Origin of the sequence: Alcanivorax sp., assembly GCF_002726155.1 — a bacterium.
GTDB lineage: Bacteria > Pseudomonadota > Gammaproteobacteria > Pseudomonadales > Alcanivoracaceae > Alcanivorax.
On record NZ_PBSH01000051.1, the window covers coordinates 22367 to 38277 of the forward strand.

Annotated in this window: 16 protein-coding genes; 9 read left to right on the top strand and 7 right to left on the bottom strand. The window is 58.9% G+C overall.

Annotated elements, in window-relative coordinates; genetic code table 11:
- Positions 1-31: 31 nt before the first annotated feature.
- The 7 genes from CL546_RS15560 to bioB form a co-directional block, all read right to left on the bottom strand.
- Positions 32-2152 (bottom strand): metallophosphoesterase, encoded by a 2121-nt coding sequence (locus CL546_RS15560; RefSeq protein WP_290496581.1) that lies wholly within the window; start codon positions 2150-2152, stop codon positions 32-34.
- On the bottom strand, positions 2149-3876 hold the full coding sequence (locus tag CL546_RS15565; RefSeq protein WP_290496582.1) for an alkaline phosphatase D family protein: 1728 nt from the start codon (positions 3874-3876) through the stop codon (positions 2149-2151). Before CL546_RS15565 ends, CL546_RS15560 begins: the two co-directional genes overlap by 4 nt.
- A gap of 186 nt (positions 3877-4062) precedes the next feature.
- Complete coding sequence (gene bioD, locus CL546_RS15570) at positions 4063-4707, bottom strand: dethiobiotin synthase (protein ID WP_290496583.1); 645 nt, start codon at positions 4705-4707, stop codon at positions 4063-4065.
- A 137-nt stretch (positions 4708-4844) separates the two neighbouring features.
- Entirely contained in the window at positions 4845-5669 is an 825-nt protein-coding gene (gene bioC / locus CL546_RS15575) for a malonyl-ACP O-methyltransferase BioC (RefSeq protein WP_290496584.1), read from the bottom strand.
- Entirely contained in the window at positions 5635-6447 is an 813-nt protein-coding gene (gene bioH, locus CL546_RS15580; protein ID WP_290496585.1) for a pimeloyl-ACP methyl ester esterase BioH, read from the bottom strand. Before bioH ends, bioC begins: the two co-directional genes overlap by 35 nt.
- A 62-nt stretch (positions 6448-6509) precedes the next feature.
- Complete coding sequence (gene bioF, locus CL546_RS15585) at positions 6510-7655, bottom strand: 8-amino-7-oxononanoate synthase (RefSeq protein ID WP_290496586.1); 1146 nt, start codon at positions 7653-7655, stop codon at positions 6510-6512.
- Positions 7656-7664: 9 nt separating this feature from the next.
- Complete coding sequence (gene bioB, locus CL546_RS15590) at positions 7665-8816, bottom strand: biotin synthase BioB (RefSeq protein WP_290496587.1); 1152 nt, start codon at positions 8814-8816, stop codon at positions 7665-7667.
- Positions 8817-9065: 249 nt separating this feature from the next.
- On the opposite strand from bioB, the gene CL546_RS15595 reads away from it, so the two are divergent.
- The 9 genes from CL546_RS15595 (at position 9066) to CL546_RS15635 (ending at position 15685) form a co-directional block, all read left to right on the top strand.
- The gene (locus tag CL546_RS15595) at positions 9066-9605 is read left to right on the top strand and encodes a ComF family protein (RefSeq protein ID WP_290496588.1); all 540 of its coding nucleotides are present in this window, start codon (positions 9066-9068) and stop codon (positions 9603-9605) included.
- Positions 9606-9719: 114 nt separating this feature from the next.
- On the top strand, positions 9720-10253 hold the full coding sequence (locus tag CL546_RS15600) for a hypothetical protein (RefSeq protein ID WP_007150087.1): 534 nt from the start codon (positions 9720-9722) through the stop codon (positions 10251-10253).
- Between the two features lie 49 nt (positions 10254-10302).
- Entirely contained in the window at positions 10303-10986 is a 684-nt protein-coding gene (locus CL546_RS15605; RefSeq protein WP_290496589.1) for a 2-phosphosulfolactate phosphatase, read from the top strand.
- Between the two features lie 95 nt (positions 10987-11081).
- Positions 11082-12326, top strand: a complete 1245-nt coding sequence (locus CL546_RS15610; protein ID WP_290496590.1) for an acyl-CoA dehydrogenase family protein — start codon at positions 11082-11084, stop codon at positions 12324-12326.
- A gap of 244 nt (positions 12327-12570) precedes the next feature.
- Positions 12571-13392, top strand: coding sequence for a fatty acid desaturase family protein (locus CL546_RS15615; protein ID WP_290496591.1), 822 nt, complete (start codon positions 12571-12573; stop codon positions 13390-13392).
- Entirely contained in the window at positions 13389-13793 is a 405-nt protein-coding gene (locus tag CL546_RS15620) for a hypothetical protein (protein ID WP_290496592.1), read from the top strand. The genes CL546_RS15615 and CL546_RS15620 overlap by 4 nt, the downstream gene beginning before the upstream one ends.
- A gap of 72 nt (positions 13794-13865) precedes the next feature.
- Complete coding sequence (locus tag CL546_RS15625; protein ID WP_290496593.1) at positions 13866-14579, top strand: hypothetical protein; 714 nt, start codon at positions 13866-13868, stop codon at positions 14577-14579.
- Between the two features lie 77 nt (positions 14580-14656).
- Positions 14657-14992 (top strand): 4a-hydroxytetrahydrobiopterin dehydratase, encoded by a 336-nt coding sequence (locus CL546_RS15630; protein ID WP_290496594.1) that lies wholly within the window; start codon positions 14657-14659, stop codon positions 14990-14992.
- 234 nt (positions 14993-15226) lie between these two features.
- The gene (locus tag CL546_RS15635; RefSeq protein ID WP_290496595.1) at positions 15227-15685 is read left to right on the top strand and encodes a YiiD C-terminal domain-containing protein; all 459 of its coding nucleotides are present in this window, start codon (positions 15227-15229) and stop codon (positions 15683-15685) included.
- The last annotated feature ends 226 nt before the right edge of the window (positions 15686-15911 follow it).

Here is a 15911-nt window from a genome sequence, read left to right on the forward strand (position 1 = left end):
TGTTGTTGTGGGAATGCGTTTCTGCCTCCGATTACAAACCGTCGAACAACCCGGCCAACAAGCCAGTGATCGGCGACAACAAATCCAGCAAGGGCGCCAGCGGGCTCAACAAGCGCTCATCAAGCTGCTCTGTGACTTCCCGCACCACCGTGAGCAACACCGATGACAAGGCATCGCCTGGCAAGGTGGTGTATTCCTCTGCACCGGGAATCTGGTTAAGCCACAACACGTCATTCACCAGGTGTTCCAACGTTGCCTGCACCGTACCCACCAGCTGCTCACCGGTAGCACTGCTATCCAACATCACCAACTGCTCCAACGTATTGGCCAGCCCCAGTGATACCGTGGAAAGCACGGAGGTAAGCCCGGCGAAGACCGGCACTTCCCCTGGCACCTGCTCCTCAACGCCATCCAGAATATTGTTCAGGTTGCGCGACAGAGACACCAGCGGCGCAGCAATAAAGGCAATGTCGTCTACGGTGCTGCCGTCGCCGCCCAGGCCCACATCGCCGCTACCCGTACCGACGCCGGCGGCCAGGGCATCAAAGGCGCTGCCAAGCTGGTCAAAGGGTGCCGGCAGGCCACTGGTATCGATGGCCTGCAACTGCTCGGAAGCCGCCAGTACCGCCTGTACCGATTGCGTCATTTCACTGCTGTCGCCTTCCAGAATCGCCGCGGTTGCCGCGTCCATGGCATTGAACAGGATGTCAGTACCGGCAATGATCTGGTCGAACACCTGACGCTGTTCTTCCGGCAGATTGGCCCCCACTTCAGTAAAGCCGGACACCAATGTCTCACGCAGTTCTTTCAACGGGCCGGTGAAGTCCGCATCGAAACCATCCGGCAGCGGTAACGGCAATGCACCATCACCCAGCGGCTGGCCGGAGAAATCGTTGTTGCCACTGAGCAGCACCATGGGCTGCTTCTCATAGCAATGGGTATAGGCCGGCGTCAGCTCACCGCCACTGATGACACCCAGGCCTTCCGCTTCCGGGTCCACCGTATAGGCTTCGATGCAGAGCTGAGCCGGAGCCATGGTTTCGGCATTCGCCTCTACCGCTTTCATCCAGAAAAACCCGTAAACATCCCCTTGCTGAAACCGGGCAGTGTTACGCTCCGGATCATCAATGGATCGAGTCTTTCCTGCAGCACCACTGACAACAAACTCCGTGCGCCCGCAGGACGGCACGGCATTGAGCACCTGTAAATCGTGGTCATGACCGGCGAAGAAAAAATCGGTCTGGTCGCAGACCGCTTCTTCCATGAATGCCTTCCAGCGCTCACCGGCCAGCACCGGCAAAAGCTCACTGGGTACGCCATCGTAGTTGCCCGCGTTACCGTGACTACCATTGGATAAATACGGATGGTGCGCCATGCCAATCCGGAACACCGCATTGGAACCGGCGATGGCATTTACTGCCCAGTTGCGCTGGTCCACACCGTAGGTGTGATAGGCGTAGGCAATATCCGGGTCAGCAAAGCCTCCCGCAATGGGATTGGAATCCAGCGCAAAGAAATCCACCAGAGGGCGCTCCCCCTGAGAGGTATTGCCCGCACTGTGTTTGAAATAACGATCAGGCATATTCCAGCGGTCGGACAGGCGGCCATCAAAGTAGGAATAATCCACCTGGAATTCGCCACGGGCATTGCCCGCCCCGTCGCCTCCCACGTAACCGGTATTGTCATGGTTACCCAGCACCATGTAGAACGGCAGCTGTACCGGCTCAAACGGTTTTTCGAATTTTTCCGCGAACTGGGGATCATCCACGCTGGTGACCCCGGACTCATAAATGTTGTCGCCCAGCCCGACCACCAAATCGCACCCTGCAAAGGCCATGTCACCGATAAATTCATCCTTGCCGTCACAGACATCGGCTATCGCCTGCCCCACGGCATACTGGCCCGCAGAGCCGCTACCGGAATCGCCAATCACAATAAAGCGTACCGCCGCTGGCGGGTTACTGACGGTTTCGCCGCCGCCATCCGGCTCACCGTCCCCTTCACCTTCCCCACCACCATCACCGGGGCCATTGGGGGTTTCCACATTACCGCTTCCGGCATCCGCATTCGCACCACCAGAGGAGCCTCCTCCGCCGCAGGCCGTCAGGGTAATCGCCGCCACCAGGGGTAACAGTTTCCAGTAAGCGTTCATGAGATCACCTCTTCAGTATTCAGCACGGGGGGATGGGAAAATGCGGTGCGCAACGTGCGCGGTCTGGACAGGGGCTGGTCTTCGATGATGCGGCTATCACCACTTTTTACCGTCACCACCTTGGTTTTTGCCGTATTGATTTGTCCACGCAAATCGTAGGACTCAATGCTTTGCGCGTAGTAAAACTCACCTTGTGCACGCTGGCGGGTCACATCCACCAGAATAAAACCTCGGGATTTGGCTTCCACATAGCGGATATGCGGATTGGCCACGGGAATCACCACGCCGGCAAGCTCTGCCACGCCATCCGGAAAACCGGGGCTGGTCACCGCTGGCGTAACAAACTCCGCGGCTAACGCTTTATCAAAAAGATCACCCAACAGGGTGCCTGGATTGCGATAAATTTCGCTGGCCCAGGATGTGTGGATATCGCCGGTGAGAATCACCACGTTGTCGATATCGTTATCGTCGATGTGGTTCAGAATTTTCAGCCGATCCGCCGCGTAGCCATCCCACTGATCCATGTTGATGGCAGACAGATTGCCACGCAGTTGCGCATGGCGTTCGCTCAGCGAAGGAATCTCGGCGATATTTAGTTGCGCAAACATCACCTGCTGACCAATGAAGCGCCACTGGCTGTTCGATTCACTCAAGCTGTTGAGCAGAAAGTCCATCTGCTGCTCGCTGATCAGGTGTCGATCTTCGTCGTTACGGCCCGGATCGGCGGGTATGGTCAACTGCTCATCGCGACCTTCCAGCCGTGTATCCAGCATGGTCAGATCAATCAGGTCACCGAAGGAAAAGTTGCGGTAGATCACGCTGTGATTACCTGGCTCACGGGGCCGGATCGGCAACCATTCGAAGTAGGCCTGCTGGGAAATCTGTTTGCGGGCAGCCCAATCCCCTTCGGTCAGCGGATCATGATTGCCCGCCCCGTCGCGGTAGCTGTTATCGGTGGATTCGTGGTCATCCCAGACAGCAATCATCGGGAATTGCTGATGCACCGCTTGCAGATCTTCGTCGGTTTTATACTGCGCATGGCGTTGACGATAATCCGCCAGGGTGATCATTTCGTGGGAAGGCTGCGGATCGCGCTCGGGGAAATCCCCGTACTCGCCGGCCCCGTACTCGTACAGGTAATCACCAAGGTGCAGGACAAAATCCAGATCCGCATGATTGGCCACGGCCCGGTATACGGAGAAAAATCCGTAGGGATAGTTGGCGCAGGAAACCACTGCAAAACGGGCCCGGTCGATAAACGTTTTCGACGCGGGGAAGGTCCGGGTGCGCCCCACCGGTGACACCTGATCGCCCACGGAAAACTGATAGTAATACCAACGATCCGGCTGCAGCCCCGTAGCATCCTGCTTAACGCAGTAGTCGCTGGACGCACTGGCGATGGCGGTATAGCTGGCCACCGTTTGCTGCATGGCCAGATCACTGGCCACAGTCACGGTGACAGACACATCTTCACCGCTATCCCGATCCGGCGTCACCCGGGTCCAGAGAATGACACGATCAGACAGTGGATCTCCGGAGGCCACCCCATGCAGGAAAGACACGCCGGGCGGAGCGTCCGGGGCATCCGGTTCGTCCGGCAGATTGGGTGTGGGCGTATTGGCCGGCGGCGCAGCTGAAGAGCTGCTGCCACCACCACACCCCGCCAGTGATAGCGCGCCCCCCGCGCCCAGCGCCTGCACCAGGGTACGTCGTTTGCGATCCATGAGAATTCCCCCTAACCATAAAAGGCCATCGCCCCACGGCAACAGCACGTCAAGATTAGGCAGGAAATTGCACGGAAACAGTGGGCCTTGGGTAGTCGCACTGTAGTACTATGTAGCCCCCTGTAACCGCCCAGTTAAAGGTGACAAAACAGAGAAAAAGTCAGGAAATTTCGGTGATAGTGCCGATCAAACCAGCGCAAACGCCCCCGGCAAATGCTGGCGCAGAGTCAGCAAATTTTCTTCCTGCACCGCCATTTCACCAAAACAATTGGCCATGGTGCCGGCGTATCGCAGGCCATCCTTTTCAATAGCCTCTGCGGTCAGCAAGGCGTGATTGATGCACCCCAGCTTCATACCGACAACCTGGATCACCGGCACATCCAGCTCCTTGGCCAGCCCGGACAACATCTCTCGGCTATTGAGCGGCACGCGCCATCCGCCGGCGCCCTCAATCAGAATCAAGTCCGCCGGGTGGGCACTCAAGGCGCCCCGCACATACCCCACCAACCGGGACAGACTGATATCTTTTCCCTCTTGCTGGGCAGCGATATGTGGCGCTATCGGCGCCTTGAATGCCACCGGGTTAACCATCTCGTAGGGCAGCTTCACTGAACTGGCCGCCATCAACTGCAGGGCATCTTCATTACGCCACCCATCCGGCGTCTCATCACAGCCTGCAGCAACCGGCTTGAGCCCATAACAACTCAATCCGGCTTCCCGGGCTCGCTCCAACAGGCGACAGCTCACCCAGGTCTTGCCGACTTCGGTGTCGGTGCCGGTGACAAAGAAGATGCCCTTGAGGGCGGGGAGCGGTGGTTTTTGATCGGACATATCTGTTTTCGTCTTCTGGTTTCAGGGGCTTGATCTGGATTACGCCGAGTTTCGAGTTTCGAGTTTCGAGTTTCGAGTTTCGAGTTTCGAAAAGAATAAAACGGTTTTGCCTTTCGCAACTCGCTCCTTGCGATTCGTTACTGTATTTTTTCCGCTTCCAGAAACAACACATTCCAGCTCAACGGCAAACCCTGCTCTGTTCGACGGGTTTCATATTCTTTCACCATGGCCTGCCAGGCATTCTTGCCGGTAAGACCGGAGGCACCACTGACATGATCCGCGCCGGTGGCCTTGAGCCGGCGGGCGATGGCCTTGACCGAATCGTAGTATTCCACCATCACCTGTTGCTGCAAATGCGCATCGACAAAGCCCGCCTGCAGGGCGGCGCTCTGCCAGTCGTCAAAACCCGGCAAGGCGTTCACGTGGGGGCGGCGATTAACCGCCTGCCAGCTCTGCTGCAATTCCCGCAGGGAACCTGCCAACGGCACCGCCAGCAACAAGCGCCCCCCGGGACATAACACCCGGCCAACCTCTTTCAGGACCGCACGGGGATCACACCATTGCAGGGCAAAGCAACTGAATACCAGTCCCTGGGAGGCATCGCTCACCGGCAACTGCTCCGCATCCGCGCAGAGAGGCTGGTAGTGCTCATTAAACCGGCCACGCTCTGCGGCTTCGCGCAGCATGGCCCGCGACAGGTCCACCGCCTGCCAGTGAGCCTCGGGCAACACTTGCTGTTGGGCCCGGGCAAAAGGTGCCGTGGCACATCCCAGGTCCAGCGCCGCATTCACCGGCAACCACTGCGGCAACCGCTGCACCAGTGAACGGCCCACCGCCAGCTGCAAAATCGCATGCTCGTCATAACTGCGCGCCGCCCGGCTGAAGTGGTCGCTGACCGCATGCTTATTCAGAGCGGACGCAGCCATCTCAAGCGACCAGTTGATATTCGCGATAGAAGTCATAAACCGCTCTCGTAAAAGTCTCCGGTGCCGACAGGAAAGGCACATGAGCCACCTGCTCGATCAGGGCCGTGCGACCGTGATGAATCAGCGGTTCGCTGGCGGCCATGGCCGCCGCCGGGACAATATGATCGTTCTCGCCAAAGACCATCAACACCGGCATGGCCAGCGTCGGCAAGACAGTTCGCATGTCTGCCTCGCGCAGAATGTCGAGACCACTGCGCAAGGCTTTCGGCGCGGGCAGCCCACAGAAATAAAGGATTTCCTTGAGCCGCGCCGTATCCTCGCGCATGGCCGCACTGCCCTTGCAGTTTAATGCGAGGAAACGCACCAGGGTGCCTTCATGGTCCTCGTCAAACATTTCGGCGAACTTGCCAAGAATGTCCGGCCTCATGGCCGTATTCCAGCCCTCACCCGTCGTAAACCGCGGCGAGGTCGCCACGGTGACCACTGACTGCACCCGCGCCGGTGCCTTGTCGGCCATGGCCAACGCCACCAATCCACCCAACGACCAGCCCAGCACGTGGGCCCGTTCCGGCATGATCGCCAGCACTTCGTCCGCGAGAAAATCCAGCGTGTAGTCCCCGTTGGGCATGGGGCTCTGGCCCATGCCGGGCAGGTCCACCACGGTAACCCGGAACCGCTCCAGCAAGGCCGGCACAATGTCGTCAAAGACAATGGCATGCAGCCCCCAGCCGTGAATCAAAACGATGTCCTGCGCCTCGTCATCATTCACACCCGTGGCTTTGTAGGTATTGTGAAAGGGAATCAGTTTCGGCATAGCAATCCTGGTTAACTTGACGTCTGGCGCAGGGCGCCCGGCACAATAAATCCAATAACGGGTCAGGCGTTAGCCAACGCCAGCAACAGCGCATCCACATCCTCAAGCTCATGGGCGGCCGACAATGTCACCCGCAAGCGAGCCTCGCCTTCCGGCACCGTGGGCGGGCGGATGGCCGTGATCAGCAAACCCTTTTCCCGAAGCGCACCACTGAGCGCCATGGCGTCGGCATCACTGCCGATCAGCAATGGCTGAATCGGTGTGCGCGACGGCATCAGGGTGTAGCCCAGCTCACTGGCACCGTGTCGAAAACGGGCAATCAGTTCTGCCAGCTTCTCCCTGCGCCAATTTTCCTCACGGGACTTGTGGAGACTGACCCGTGTTGCCGCCGCCACCGCAGCCGGCATGGCAGTGGTATAGATAAACGTGCGGGCGAACTGTATCAGGGTTTCGATCAAATCATGGCTGCCCGCCACAAAAGCGCCGCCAGTGCCCAGCCCCTTGCCAAGCGTTGCCATGAGGATCTGGGTACGCGGGTTAACCCCCTGGGCAAACAAGGACCCTCGCCCTTGCGGGTCGAGCACACCAAGGCCGTGGGCATCGTCCACCATCAGCCAGGCATCATGGGCTTCACAGGCATCGGCGAAAGCCGCCAGCGGCGCTTCATCACCATCCATGCTGAAGATGCCATCGGCCACCACCAGTTTGCGACGGGCATCGCTACGCTGCAGCTGACAGCTCAGGGCATCGGCATCATTGTGGGCAAAGCGCCGAAAGCGGGCCCCGCTGAGCAGGCCGCCGTCCAGCAGCGAAGCATGATTGAGGCGGTCTTCGAAGACGGCGTCGCGCTTGCCCAGCAAGGCGGACATGACCCCCAGATTGGCCATGTAGCCGGTGGAAAACAGCAGCGCGCGTTCACGGCCGGTGTGCTCGGCCAGCGCCTCTTCCAGATCCTGATGGGGACGCTGATGACCACAAACCAGATGCGACGCACCGCTGCCTACACCCCAGTCTCGTGCCCCCTGCCGGAACGCGTCGATAACATCGGCATCGTTGGCCAGGCCAAGGTAATCGTTGCTGCAGAAATTCAGGTACTGCTGACCGCCCACAACCGCATGCCGGCCACAGGGGCCGTCCATGATTTGCGGCTGGCGATAGCGGTGCTGCTCCCGGCGGGCCGCCAGATCGGCGGCCAGATCAAAGCCCACAGGCGAGCCTCAGTGCTCGGTGGCGGTGGGCCGACCGGTGTCCTTGTCCAACACGTGCTTGGCGGCCCGCTTAGTGTCCATGGCGTTATAGAAAAGCCCGGCTTCCTCCGCTTGCTGCTCGGATACCTGCGCCTGGATGGCTTCTTCATGGGCTTCATCGGACGCTTCGTGACGCGGATCCAGCGGGTGAATCCCCAGCCGCTTGAACAGCCGCTGGTCGTGATTGGCTTCCGGGTTATCGGTGGTCAGCAGACGTTCACCATAGAAAATGGAGTTGGCACCGGCCATGAAGCACAGAGCCTGGGCTTCGTCGTTCATTTCCTGACGACCCGCAGACAGCCGCACATACGATTGCGGCATCAGGATCCGGGCCACCGCCACGGTCCGCACAAACTCGAACGGGTCCAGATCGTCCACGTCCGCCAGCGGCGTGCCTTCGATCTTTACCAGCATATTGATGGGGACGGATTCCGGGTGGTGCGGCAGGTTAGCCAACTGCTGCAGCAGGCCCACCCGGTCATTGCGTTCCTCGCCCATGCCGACGATCCCGCCGCAACACACCTTCATGCCCGCGTCGCGTACATTGGCCAGGGTGGACAAACGATCATTGTAGGTGCGAGTGGTAATCACCTGGCCGTAGTATTCCGGCGAGGTGTCCAGATTGTGGTTGTAGTAATCCAGTCCCGCCTCAGCCAGCGCGCCGGCCTGACCTTCATTCAGCATACCCAGGGTCATGCAGGTTTCCATGCCCAGGTCTTTGACCTGGCGGATCATGTCCAGCACGTAGGGCATGTCCTTGTCGCGGGGGCTGCGCCAGGCGGCACCCATGCAAAACCGGGATGCCCCGTTCTGCCGGGCAGCCCTGGCCTCTTCCACCACCCGGGACACTTCCAGCAATTTCTCTTTTTCCAGCTCGGTGTTGTAGTGACCGGACTGGGAGCAGTATTTGCAGTCTTCCGGGCAGGCGCCGGTCTTGATCGACAGCAAGGTGCTCACCTGCACCGCATTGGGATCGAAATGAGCCCGGTGCAACGCCGCAGCCTGGAATATCAGGTCGTTGAACGGCAGGGCAAAAAGAGCGTCGATCTCACTGCGTTTCCAGTCATGGCGTACAGCCATGTCCGTGGATGGCGATTGGGCGGTGCTGGCGATGGCGGGCATGCTTCATTCTCCTCGGGTAACGTCAGCAGGCTAAGGAGCTCCATGGCACCTGTCAACCTGAAAGCCGCAACAAAAGTTTACTGCAGTCTACTTTTTAACCATATCGCTCCTTCGCCCTGCACTCTCTGCGGCCAATCAGAAAGTGGGGCCCTGTGCGTTGATTGCTTGCACCTGCTGGCCCGGCTGTCTGTACCGGCTTGCCGTTGCGGGCTCCCCCACGGCAACGAGCAACCCGCCGAGGCGGATGCTGTGCCACCACTGTGTGGACGCTGTATTCGCCAGCCACCGCCGTTTTCCGCCAGCCAGGCGCCGCTGCAATACAGCTTCCCAATAGACGCTCTCATCACACGCTACAAACACCGGGCTGACCTGACGGTAGAGCGGGCCCTCGCCCCACTATTGGCAGAGACGCCGCTACCATGGGCAGATACCGATGCCGTATGCCCGCTGCCGGTCCATTGGCGACGGCGATGGCGCCGCGGCTTCGATCAGGGGCATCACCTTGCCAGACTGATGGGGCAATACTGGCAACGCCCCGTGCTGCCAGCACTGGTACGTCAACGGGCCACTGCCAGCCAGCAAGGGCTGAGCCGCCGACAACGGCAACGCAATCTGCGCCAGGCATTTCACTGTCAGCACCCTGTCGCCGGACTGCGACTGATTCTGGTGGATGATGTCATGACCACCGGCAGCTCTGCCCGCGCAGCGGCACAATGTCTGCTCGATCACGGCGCCGAGGACGTGCGGGTATGGACCCTGGCCCGCACACTGCCCCCATCGTTGGCCTGACGGCACCTTCGCCCCCTCCTTGCCCGGGAACCGGCACGCTACGTTTTTCATAGGCTCCCTAGGCCCCATAGCCACCTTTAGGCATAATAACGGCTTGTTCACGGAGGGAATCACATGACAAGAATAATAATCACCCTGGCCCTGTTGGCCCTGGGCTGTTCCAGTGTTCAGGCAGAAGACCGTTATAGCGGCGTCACCCTGATGCGTGGCACCGTGGTGTCCGTGGGCCGGGTGGACCCGACAGAAAATATCGGCACCGGTTTTTTTGTCGATGCCAATTACACCAGCGTTGCGTTGAATGCCGGCGTAGGCACCAAGAAATTTGGCGATTCGCCCATTCGCCGCGACTCCGGCGACGATGATCTTTCCGCTGCGGACGGCGAACGCGTTAACAATGCCTATGCCGGGGTGGGCTTTGGCCGCATTATTCAGGTTCAATATGGTTACGGCTCAGAAGGCGACCTGCTGCGCTACCGCTCCGACTTCAACTACCGTTCGGTGATTGATTTCTTCACCGGCAAGCGCACCCCCAAGGACCGCCTGACCCTGGGTGACCGGCTCACGTTCACCATCGCCGTGGAGCAATACCTGGACGACGAAGACGAGATTTTCGATAACGCAACCTGGGGCATTGGCCTGTTATTCTGATCCGTTGATGGATTAACGACTGACCCGGCCGGCCCCAGCAAGGAACACCATGGACATACACATTGCCCAGGGGCACAACCCGCCACACAACATCCATGGCATTACCGTGGTGATCGACGTGATTCGCGCGTTCACCACCAGCCATCACGCCTTTCGTAAAGGCCTTCGCTGTATCTGGCCGGTGGCCAGCGCCGAGCAAGCCTTTGCGCTGCGCGACGAACACCTGCCTGACGCCTTGCTGGCCGGGGAAGTGGAGGCACTGCCAATTCCCGGCTTTGATTTTGGCAATTCCCCCTGGGAAATCGATCAGGCCGAGCTGCAGGACAAAGAGCTGATTCTGCGCACCACCAACGGCGTGGCCGCCACCCTGCGTGCCCGCGACAGCCGTGAGGTGCTGGTGGCCGGGCTGATCAATGCAGAAGCCACCGCCAACTATTTGCGCAAACAGAACCCGCCCACCGTGGTGCTGGTCGCCTCTCATCCTACCGGCGATGAAGACGTGGCTTGTGCCGAATACATCCGTCATCTACTGGGCGGAGACGGCATCACCTATGAGGCGGCCCGCGACCGCACCCTGAATGCCAAAGCCGCGCAGAAATTTTTCGCCGGCACTCACCCCCGGCTACGTCCCCAGGATATCGAAGCCGCCGCCAGCAGCGCAGGCCCGGATGCCCTGACCATGCACGTGCGCTTCGACCCGCAACCCTGTATCACGGCTCAATCAGCGCCCTGACATCCAGCGTCAATGATTCCGTTCTTTTTGATCAATGCGCCGCCACCATCGAGCTTGTTACTGTTGATTGAATTTTTACCCAACAGGACAGCCCAATGATCCAGTGGTCCGAACAACAGCAGATGATCCAGAAAATGGTACGCGACTTTGTGGAAAAGGAAGTCGTGCCGCAGCTGGACGATATCGAATATAACGGTGTTCCCCCCTACGATATCCTGCGCAAGATGATCAAAACCTTCGGCATGGATGTGATGGCCAAGCAATCATTCGACAAGCAGATTGCCCGTGAGAAAGCCATCGCCGCCGGCGACACCGTCGAAGAGAAAAAGAAGAAGGAAGGCCCCTCCGCCATGGCCGGGGAAGAAGCCGCCATGCGCATGATCCCCATTATTGAACTGTGCAAACATGCCCAGGGCCTGGTCACCGCCATGGGCGTCTCCATGGGCCTGGGCGGTGGCGCCATCATGAGCAAGGGCACCACCGAGCAAAAAGAACGCTGGGCTCTGCCCCTGCTGACCCTGGAAAAAGTCGGCGCCTGGGCCATTTCCGAACCCAATGCTGGCTCCGATGCCTTTGGGCAGATGAAAACCCTGGCCAAGCGCGACGGCAACGGCGGCTACATCATCAACGGCAGCAAGACCTGGATCACTAACGGTCCCTACGCCGACACCATCATCCTGATCTGTAAACTGGATGAAGACGGCGTGCCGGCGGATCAGCGCAAAATTGTCTCCTTTATTCTCGACAGCGGCATGGAAGGCCTGGAGCAGTCCAAACCCTTCAAGAAAATGGGCATCGGCTCCTCCCCCACCGGGGAGCTATTCCTGTCCGACGTAAAAGCCGGCCCGGAGCGCCTGTTGGGCGGCAGCGAAGACAGCTACGGCCGCAGCGGTGCCAAAGGCACCTTCATGCAGGAACGGGCGGGGGTTGCGGCCATGGCTCTGGGCATGGTGGAGCGCGCCCTGCAGCTGAGCACCCAGTACGCCAGCGACCGGGTGCAGTTCGGCCGCGCCATTGGCCAGAACCAGCTGATTCAGCTGAAACTGGCCAAGATGGAAGTGGCCCGCACCAACCTGCAGAACATGGTATTCCGCTACATCGAGATGACCGCCGAGGGCGCCCAGATGACGCTGGCCGAGGCTTCCGCCATGAAGCTCTACGCTGCCCAGGCCGCCATGGAAGTGGCCACTGAAGCGGTGCAAATCCACGGCGGCTACGGCTACATGCGCGAGTCCCGCGTGGAACAGCTGATGCGCGATGCCAAAATTCTGCAGATTTATGCCGGCACCGATGAAATGCAGATTATCGCCATTGCAAGGGACCTTCTGGGCCGCGTGTAGCCCACCACCGGGTCTGTGGCTGGTGCCCTGCCAGCCACAGCTCGCCTCCTATGTAAGCAATTGACTACCGCCAGTGTAAGCATATTGACCACTGCGCCCTGCGTGATGGTTTTTGTGGTCTTCATCACACAATCTCCCCTGACTACACTCATTCATTATTCGTAGTAAGGTCCGCCAAACCGCCTTTTCAGAGTAGTACGCATGTACCGCTTTCGAAATGCGCCGCCGGGCCCAGGGTGACTTCATGAAAGTACGCTATAGGGCAGACCGGCTCGCCGTTGCTCTGGTGTTAGCGGTATTCGGCATCCAGCTTGGCCTGCTCTTCTTCAGCCACGGGCTGGCCACCTGGCTGGGCATGCTGGCTCTGCTGCCGGTGCAGGTGTCCTGCGGCGCCATCTGCCACAACCATCACCATGTAAATACCTTCGTCAAACGCCCACTCAACCGGTTGTTTGAAATGGTCCTGTACCTGCAGACCGGCACCAGTCCCTTGAGCTGGACGCTGCACCACAACATTGGCCATCACCAGCTCTATCTGGATCCGGACAACGACCCGTCCCCCTGGCAACAGGCTGACGGCAGCCTGATGCCGCGCTGGCGCTATGTGCTGGTCAACACCCTGCGCATCTACCCGGAAATTCACCGCATCGGCCGCCAGCACCCGGCACTGTACCGTCGCTTCCTGCGCCTGCTGGTGCTCGCCAATATCCCGTTGATCGCAGCCTTCATGCTGGACCCGCGTAACGCCTTTATCGTCTTTCTGATTCCCATGATCAGCATGCTGTTCATGTTGCTGGACAACACCTACGGGCAACACGCCGGCACCGGCTATGAAGATCACTTCCACGCATCCCGCAATGTGGAACTGAAACGCTATAACCTGCCGTCCTGGAACCTGGGTTACCACACAGCCCACCACATGCTGCCTGGCCTGCACTGGAGCGAACTGCCCGCCCTGCACGCAAAAATCCGCGACCGGATTCCGGATCACCTAATTACCGAAAACGTGCTCTTGCAGTGGGAACCCGCCCGCCAGCAGCGCGAAGGAGAAGGACTTCCCTCATGATACGTGGCTTGATTCTCTGTCTGATCATGCTCTCTGCGGCGGCCGCCCGTGCCCAGGATTGCTATTACTACTGGGTACACCAGTGCATCGAAGTGGTCGACGCCAGCCAGCGTCAACTCAAGCAATTTGTGCTGATTTCACCGGCAGTCAATTACCTGAGTGTGGACGAAGGCAGCCAGTGCAGTGCTGCCGTGAGCCGTCAGCAAGCCCCGCTCACCCCCCAGCTGCTGGCTGCCTTCAATGACGCTGCCAGCAGGATTGATGCCTGTGAAGCCCCGCTCACCGAGCTTTCCGCCCGCGCCTTCGACAAACCCCACAAGGCCACCTGGCACTACAACCGAAGCCGTAAAGCCAGCCCCCAAAAAGTGGTCATCACGGTGGAAAACGCCCCCATTCTTTAGTCAGCGGTTAACCGCTGCACTATGCAACGGGTATGCTATGATCAGTGTGCTTTTTTATATCCGGGGCGAATAATGAAAATAATCAAAACTGCCGCGTTGTCCTTGAGTTTGCTCCTTGTTGCCTGCCAGGGCCTGCAAGGCGAGCGCCAGGGCGATTACTACTTTTCACCGGCCGGCGCCTACATCCTTGATCTTGGTATCAACACTTTCCGTGGCGAAGTGGTTCTGGATGAGCGCTGTGACCGCAACGGCGGCTCCACCACCTTCTGGGATGGCAGTGGCCGCCTGTTCCGGGTGGATTACCTGAACGTGGAAAACCACCCGATGATCGAAGCCCCCCGCTTCGCCTCGGACCTGACGCTGCTCAATCTCAGCCTCAACAGTTACCTGCGTGAAGTGGTTGCCAAGGCCCCCATGATCACCAGCGCTGAAGCCTCCTACCGGGAATTCCTGGACGATGCAGATCCGAAGGCGTTGTTTGCCATCATTGGCATCAATGTGGATGCCGCCAAGGTGAAAGATGACGAGGTGGAAAGCGGCACCTACTACTACGGCTTCATGCTGTTCAAGCGGGGCGACCTGATCTATGTACTGCAGCACCGCCAGCCTGTGCTGATGCCGGAAAAGATGAAGTCCGTGCTGCTGAACCTGGCGGCCGGCATGGAAATTCCCGGCCGGGTTCGCGATGACACAGACATGGAAAAGCTACGCCGCGCCCTGAAAAAGATGGCTCCCGGCGGCACCGATGGCGACCCGGTGCGTTTGTGCGAACCCGCACAGGGCTGAATTGATAATGGCTAATGGATCACTGACAATCGGGGTAACCGATTCTGTCATCCATTAGCCAGATTGGATTGATCGCCATGAGCACCCTGAAAACACAACAATGCGAAGCCTGCCGCGCCGACTCTCCTCTGGTCAGTGACCAGGACCGTAAAGAGCTACATCCGCAAGTACCCGACTGGATGCTGGTGGAAGAAGACGGCATCGAGAAACTGCAGCGGCACTTCACCTTCAAGAATTTCATCCAGGCGCTGGATTTCACCCATCGGGTGGGCGATCTGGCGGAACAGGAAGGTCACCACCCCGCCATTCTCACCGAATATGGCAAGGTCACCGTCACCTGGTGGACCCATAAGATCCACGGACTGCACCGCAACGATTTTATCTGCGCCGCCAAGACTGACGCGCTGCAATAAGACAAGCTACAAGATTGGATAAGAGCGGGCGAGACGCTCCCAGGGTTTCCTTTTCCTCTTTGCACCCATCGTTCGCGGGCAGGATGGTTGTCGAGTGGCATACCCCAAGCCGCGTTGCCGCTTGCCCCTTGCCCCTCCCTCCTTTGACCTTTTCCTCCACAACTCTGATCAGAACGGCGTGCACCATCCATCCCGGTCTTTGCTAGCATCATCGGTAACCGAGGAGATAACAGCATGGCCCTGAGCGAAGAACAGAAAACCATCATCAAGACCGCCAGCGACAAGACCTTTCCGTTTGTGGAGCGCTGTGAAGTGCAAACGCTGGAAGTGGAGCGCGGTTACTGCAAAATGCTGATGCCACTCAAACCCAACCTGAATCATGTTGGCATCATGTACGCTGGAGCGCTCTACACCATTGCCGAACTGCCCGGCGGCACCATCTACCTGACCTCATTCGACACCAAGCGTTTCTATCCTATCGTCAAAGACATGTCGATTCGCTTCCGGCGCCCGGCCACCACCGACGTGACCGTGGAAGTCACCCTGAGCGAAGAGGAAATTGCGCGTATCGAAAGCACGACGGAAGAAGTGGGCAAATGTGATTTCGAGTGGGATGTGGAGATCAAGGATGCCAACGGCGAAGTGGTTGCTATTACCCACAACGTCTACCAGCTAAGAAAGATCGGCAGTTAAAGCTGCGAGCTACAAGCCTCAAGCTGTAACGCGGGTTGGGACGGTGCCACACTGTGATCGCTCTGCCCGCGAAAGATCAGTTGAAAGTTCAAAGTGAAAAGTTGAAAAGGAAAACCCAAGGAACTTTCCCGGCTTCTCCTGTCGAATCGAGCGTAGCTCGTAGCTCGTAGCTCGTAGCTCGTAGCTCGTAGCTCGTAGCTCGTAGCTCGTAGCTCGTAGCTCGTAG

What these genes read in the sequence shown, in the direction of transcription:
- CL546_RS15565 (WP_290496582.1), bottom strand. Translation starts at nt 3,876, where the DNA reads ATGGATCGCAAACGACGTACCCTGGTGCAGGCGCTGGGCGCGGGGGGC.
- CL546_RS15625 (WP_290496593.1), top strand. Translation starts at nt 13,866, where the DNA reads ATGAAAATAATCAAAACTGCCGCGTTGTCCTTGAGTTTGCTCCTTGTT.
- CL546_RS15635 (WP_290496595.1), top strand. Translation starts at nt 15,227, where the DNA reads ATGGCCCTGAGCGAAGAACAGAAAACCATCATCAAGACCGCCAGCGAC.
- bioH (WP_290496585.1), bottom strand. Translation starts at nt 6,447, where the DNA reads ATGCCGAAACTGATTCCCTTTCACAATACCTACAAAGCCACGGGTGTG.
- CL546_RS15630 (WP_290496594.1), top strand. Translation starts at nt 14,657, where the DNA reads ATGAGCACCCTGAAAACACAACAATGCGAAGCCTGCCGCGCCGACTCT.
- CL546_RS15600 (WP_007150087.1), top strand. Translation starts at nt 9,720, where the DNA reads ATGACAAGAATAATAATCACCCTGGCCCTGTTGGCCCTGGGCTGTTCC.
- CL546_RS15560 (WP_290496581.1), bottom strand. Translation starts at nt 2,152, where the DNA reads ATGAACGCTTACTGGAAACTGTTACCCCTGGTGGCGGCGATTACCCTG.
- bioB (WP_290496587.1), bottom strand. Translation starts at nt 8,816, where the DNA reads ATGCCCGCCATCGCCAGCACCGCCCAATCGCCATCCACGGACATGGCT.
- bioD (WP_290496583.1), bottom strand. Translation starts at nt 4,707, where the DNA reads ATGTCCGATCAAAAACCACCGCTCCCCGCCCTCAAGGGCATCTTCTTT.
- CL546_RS15615 (WP_290496591.1), top strand. Translation starts at nt 12,571, where the DNA reads ATGAAAGTACGCTATAGGGCAGACCGGCTCGCCGTTGCTCTGGTGTTA.
- CL546_RS15610 (WP_290496590.1), top strand. Translation starts at nt 11,082, where the DNA reads ATGATCCAGTGGTCCGAACAACAGCAGATGATCCAGAAAATGGTACGC.
- CL546_RS15620 (WP_290496592.1), top strand. Translation starts at nt 13,389, where the DNA reads ATGATACGTGGCTTGATTCTCTGTCTGATCATGCTCTCTGCGGCGGCC.
- CL546_RS15605 (WP_290496589.1), top strand. Translation starts at nt 10,303, where the DNA reads ATGGACATACACATTGCCCAGGGGCACAACCCGCCACACAACATCCAT.
- bioC (WP_290496584.1), bottom strand. Translation starts at nt 5,669, where the DNA reads ATGACTTCTATCGCGAATATCAACTGGTCGCTTGAGATGGCTGCGTCC.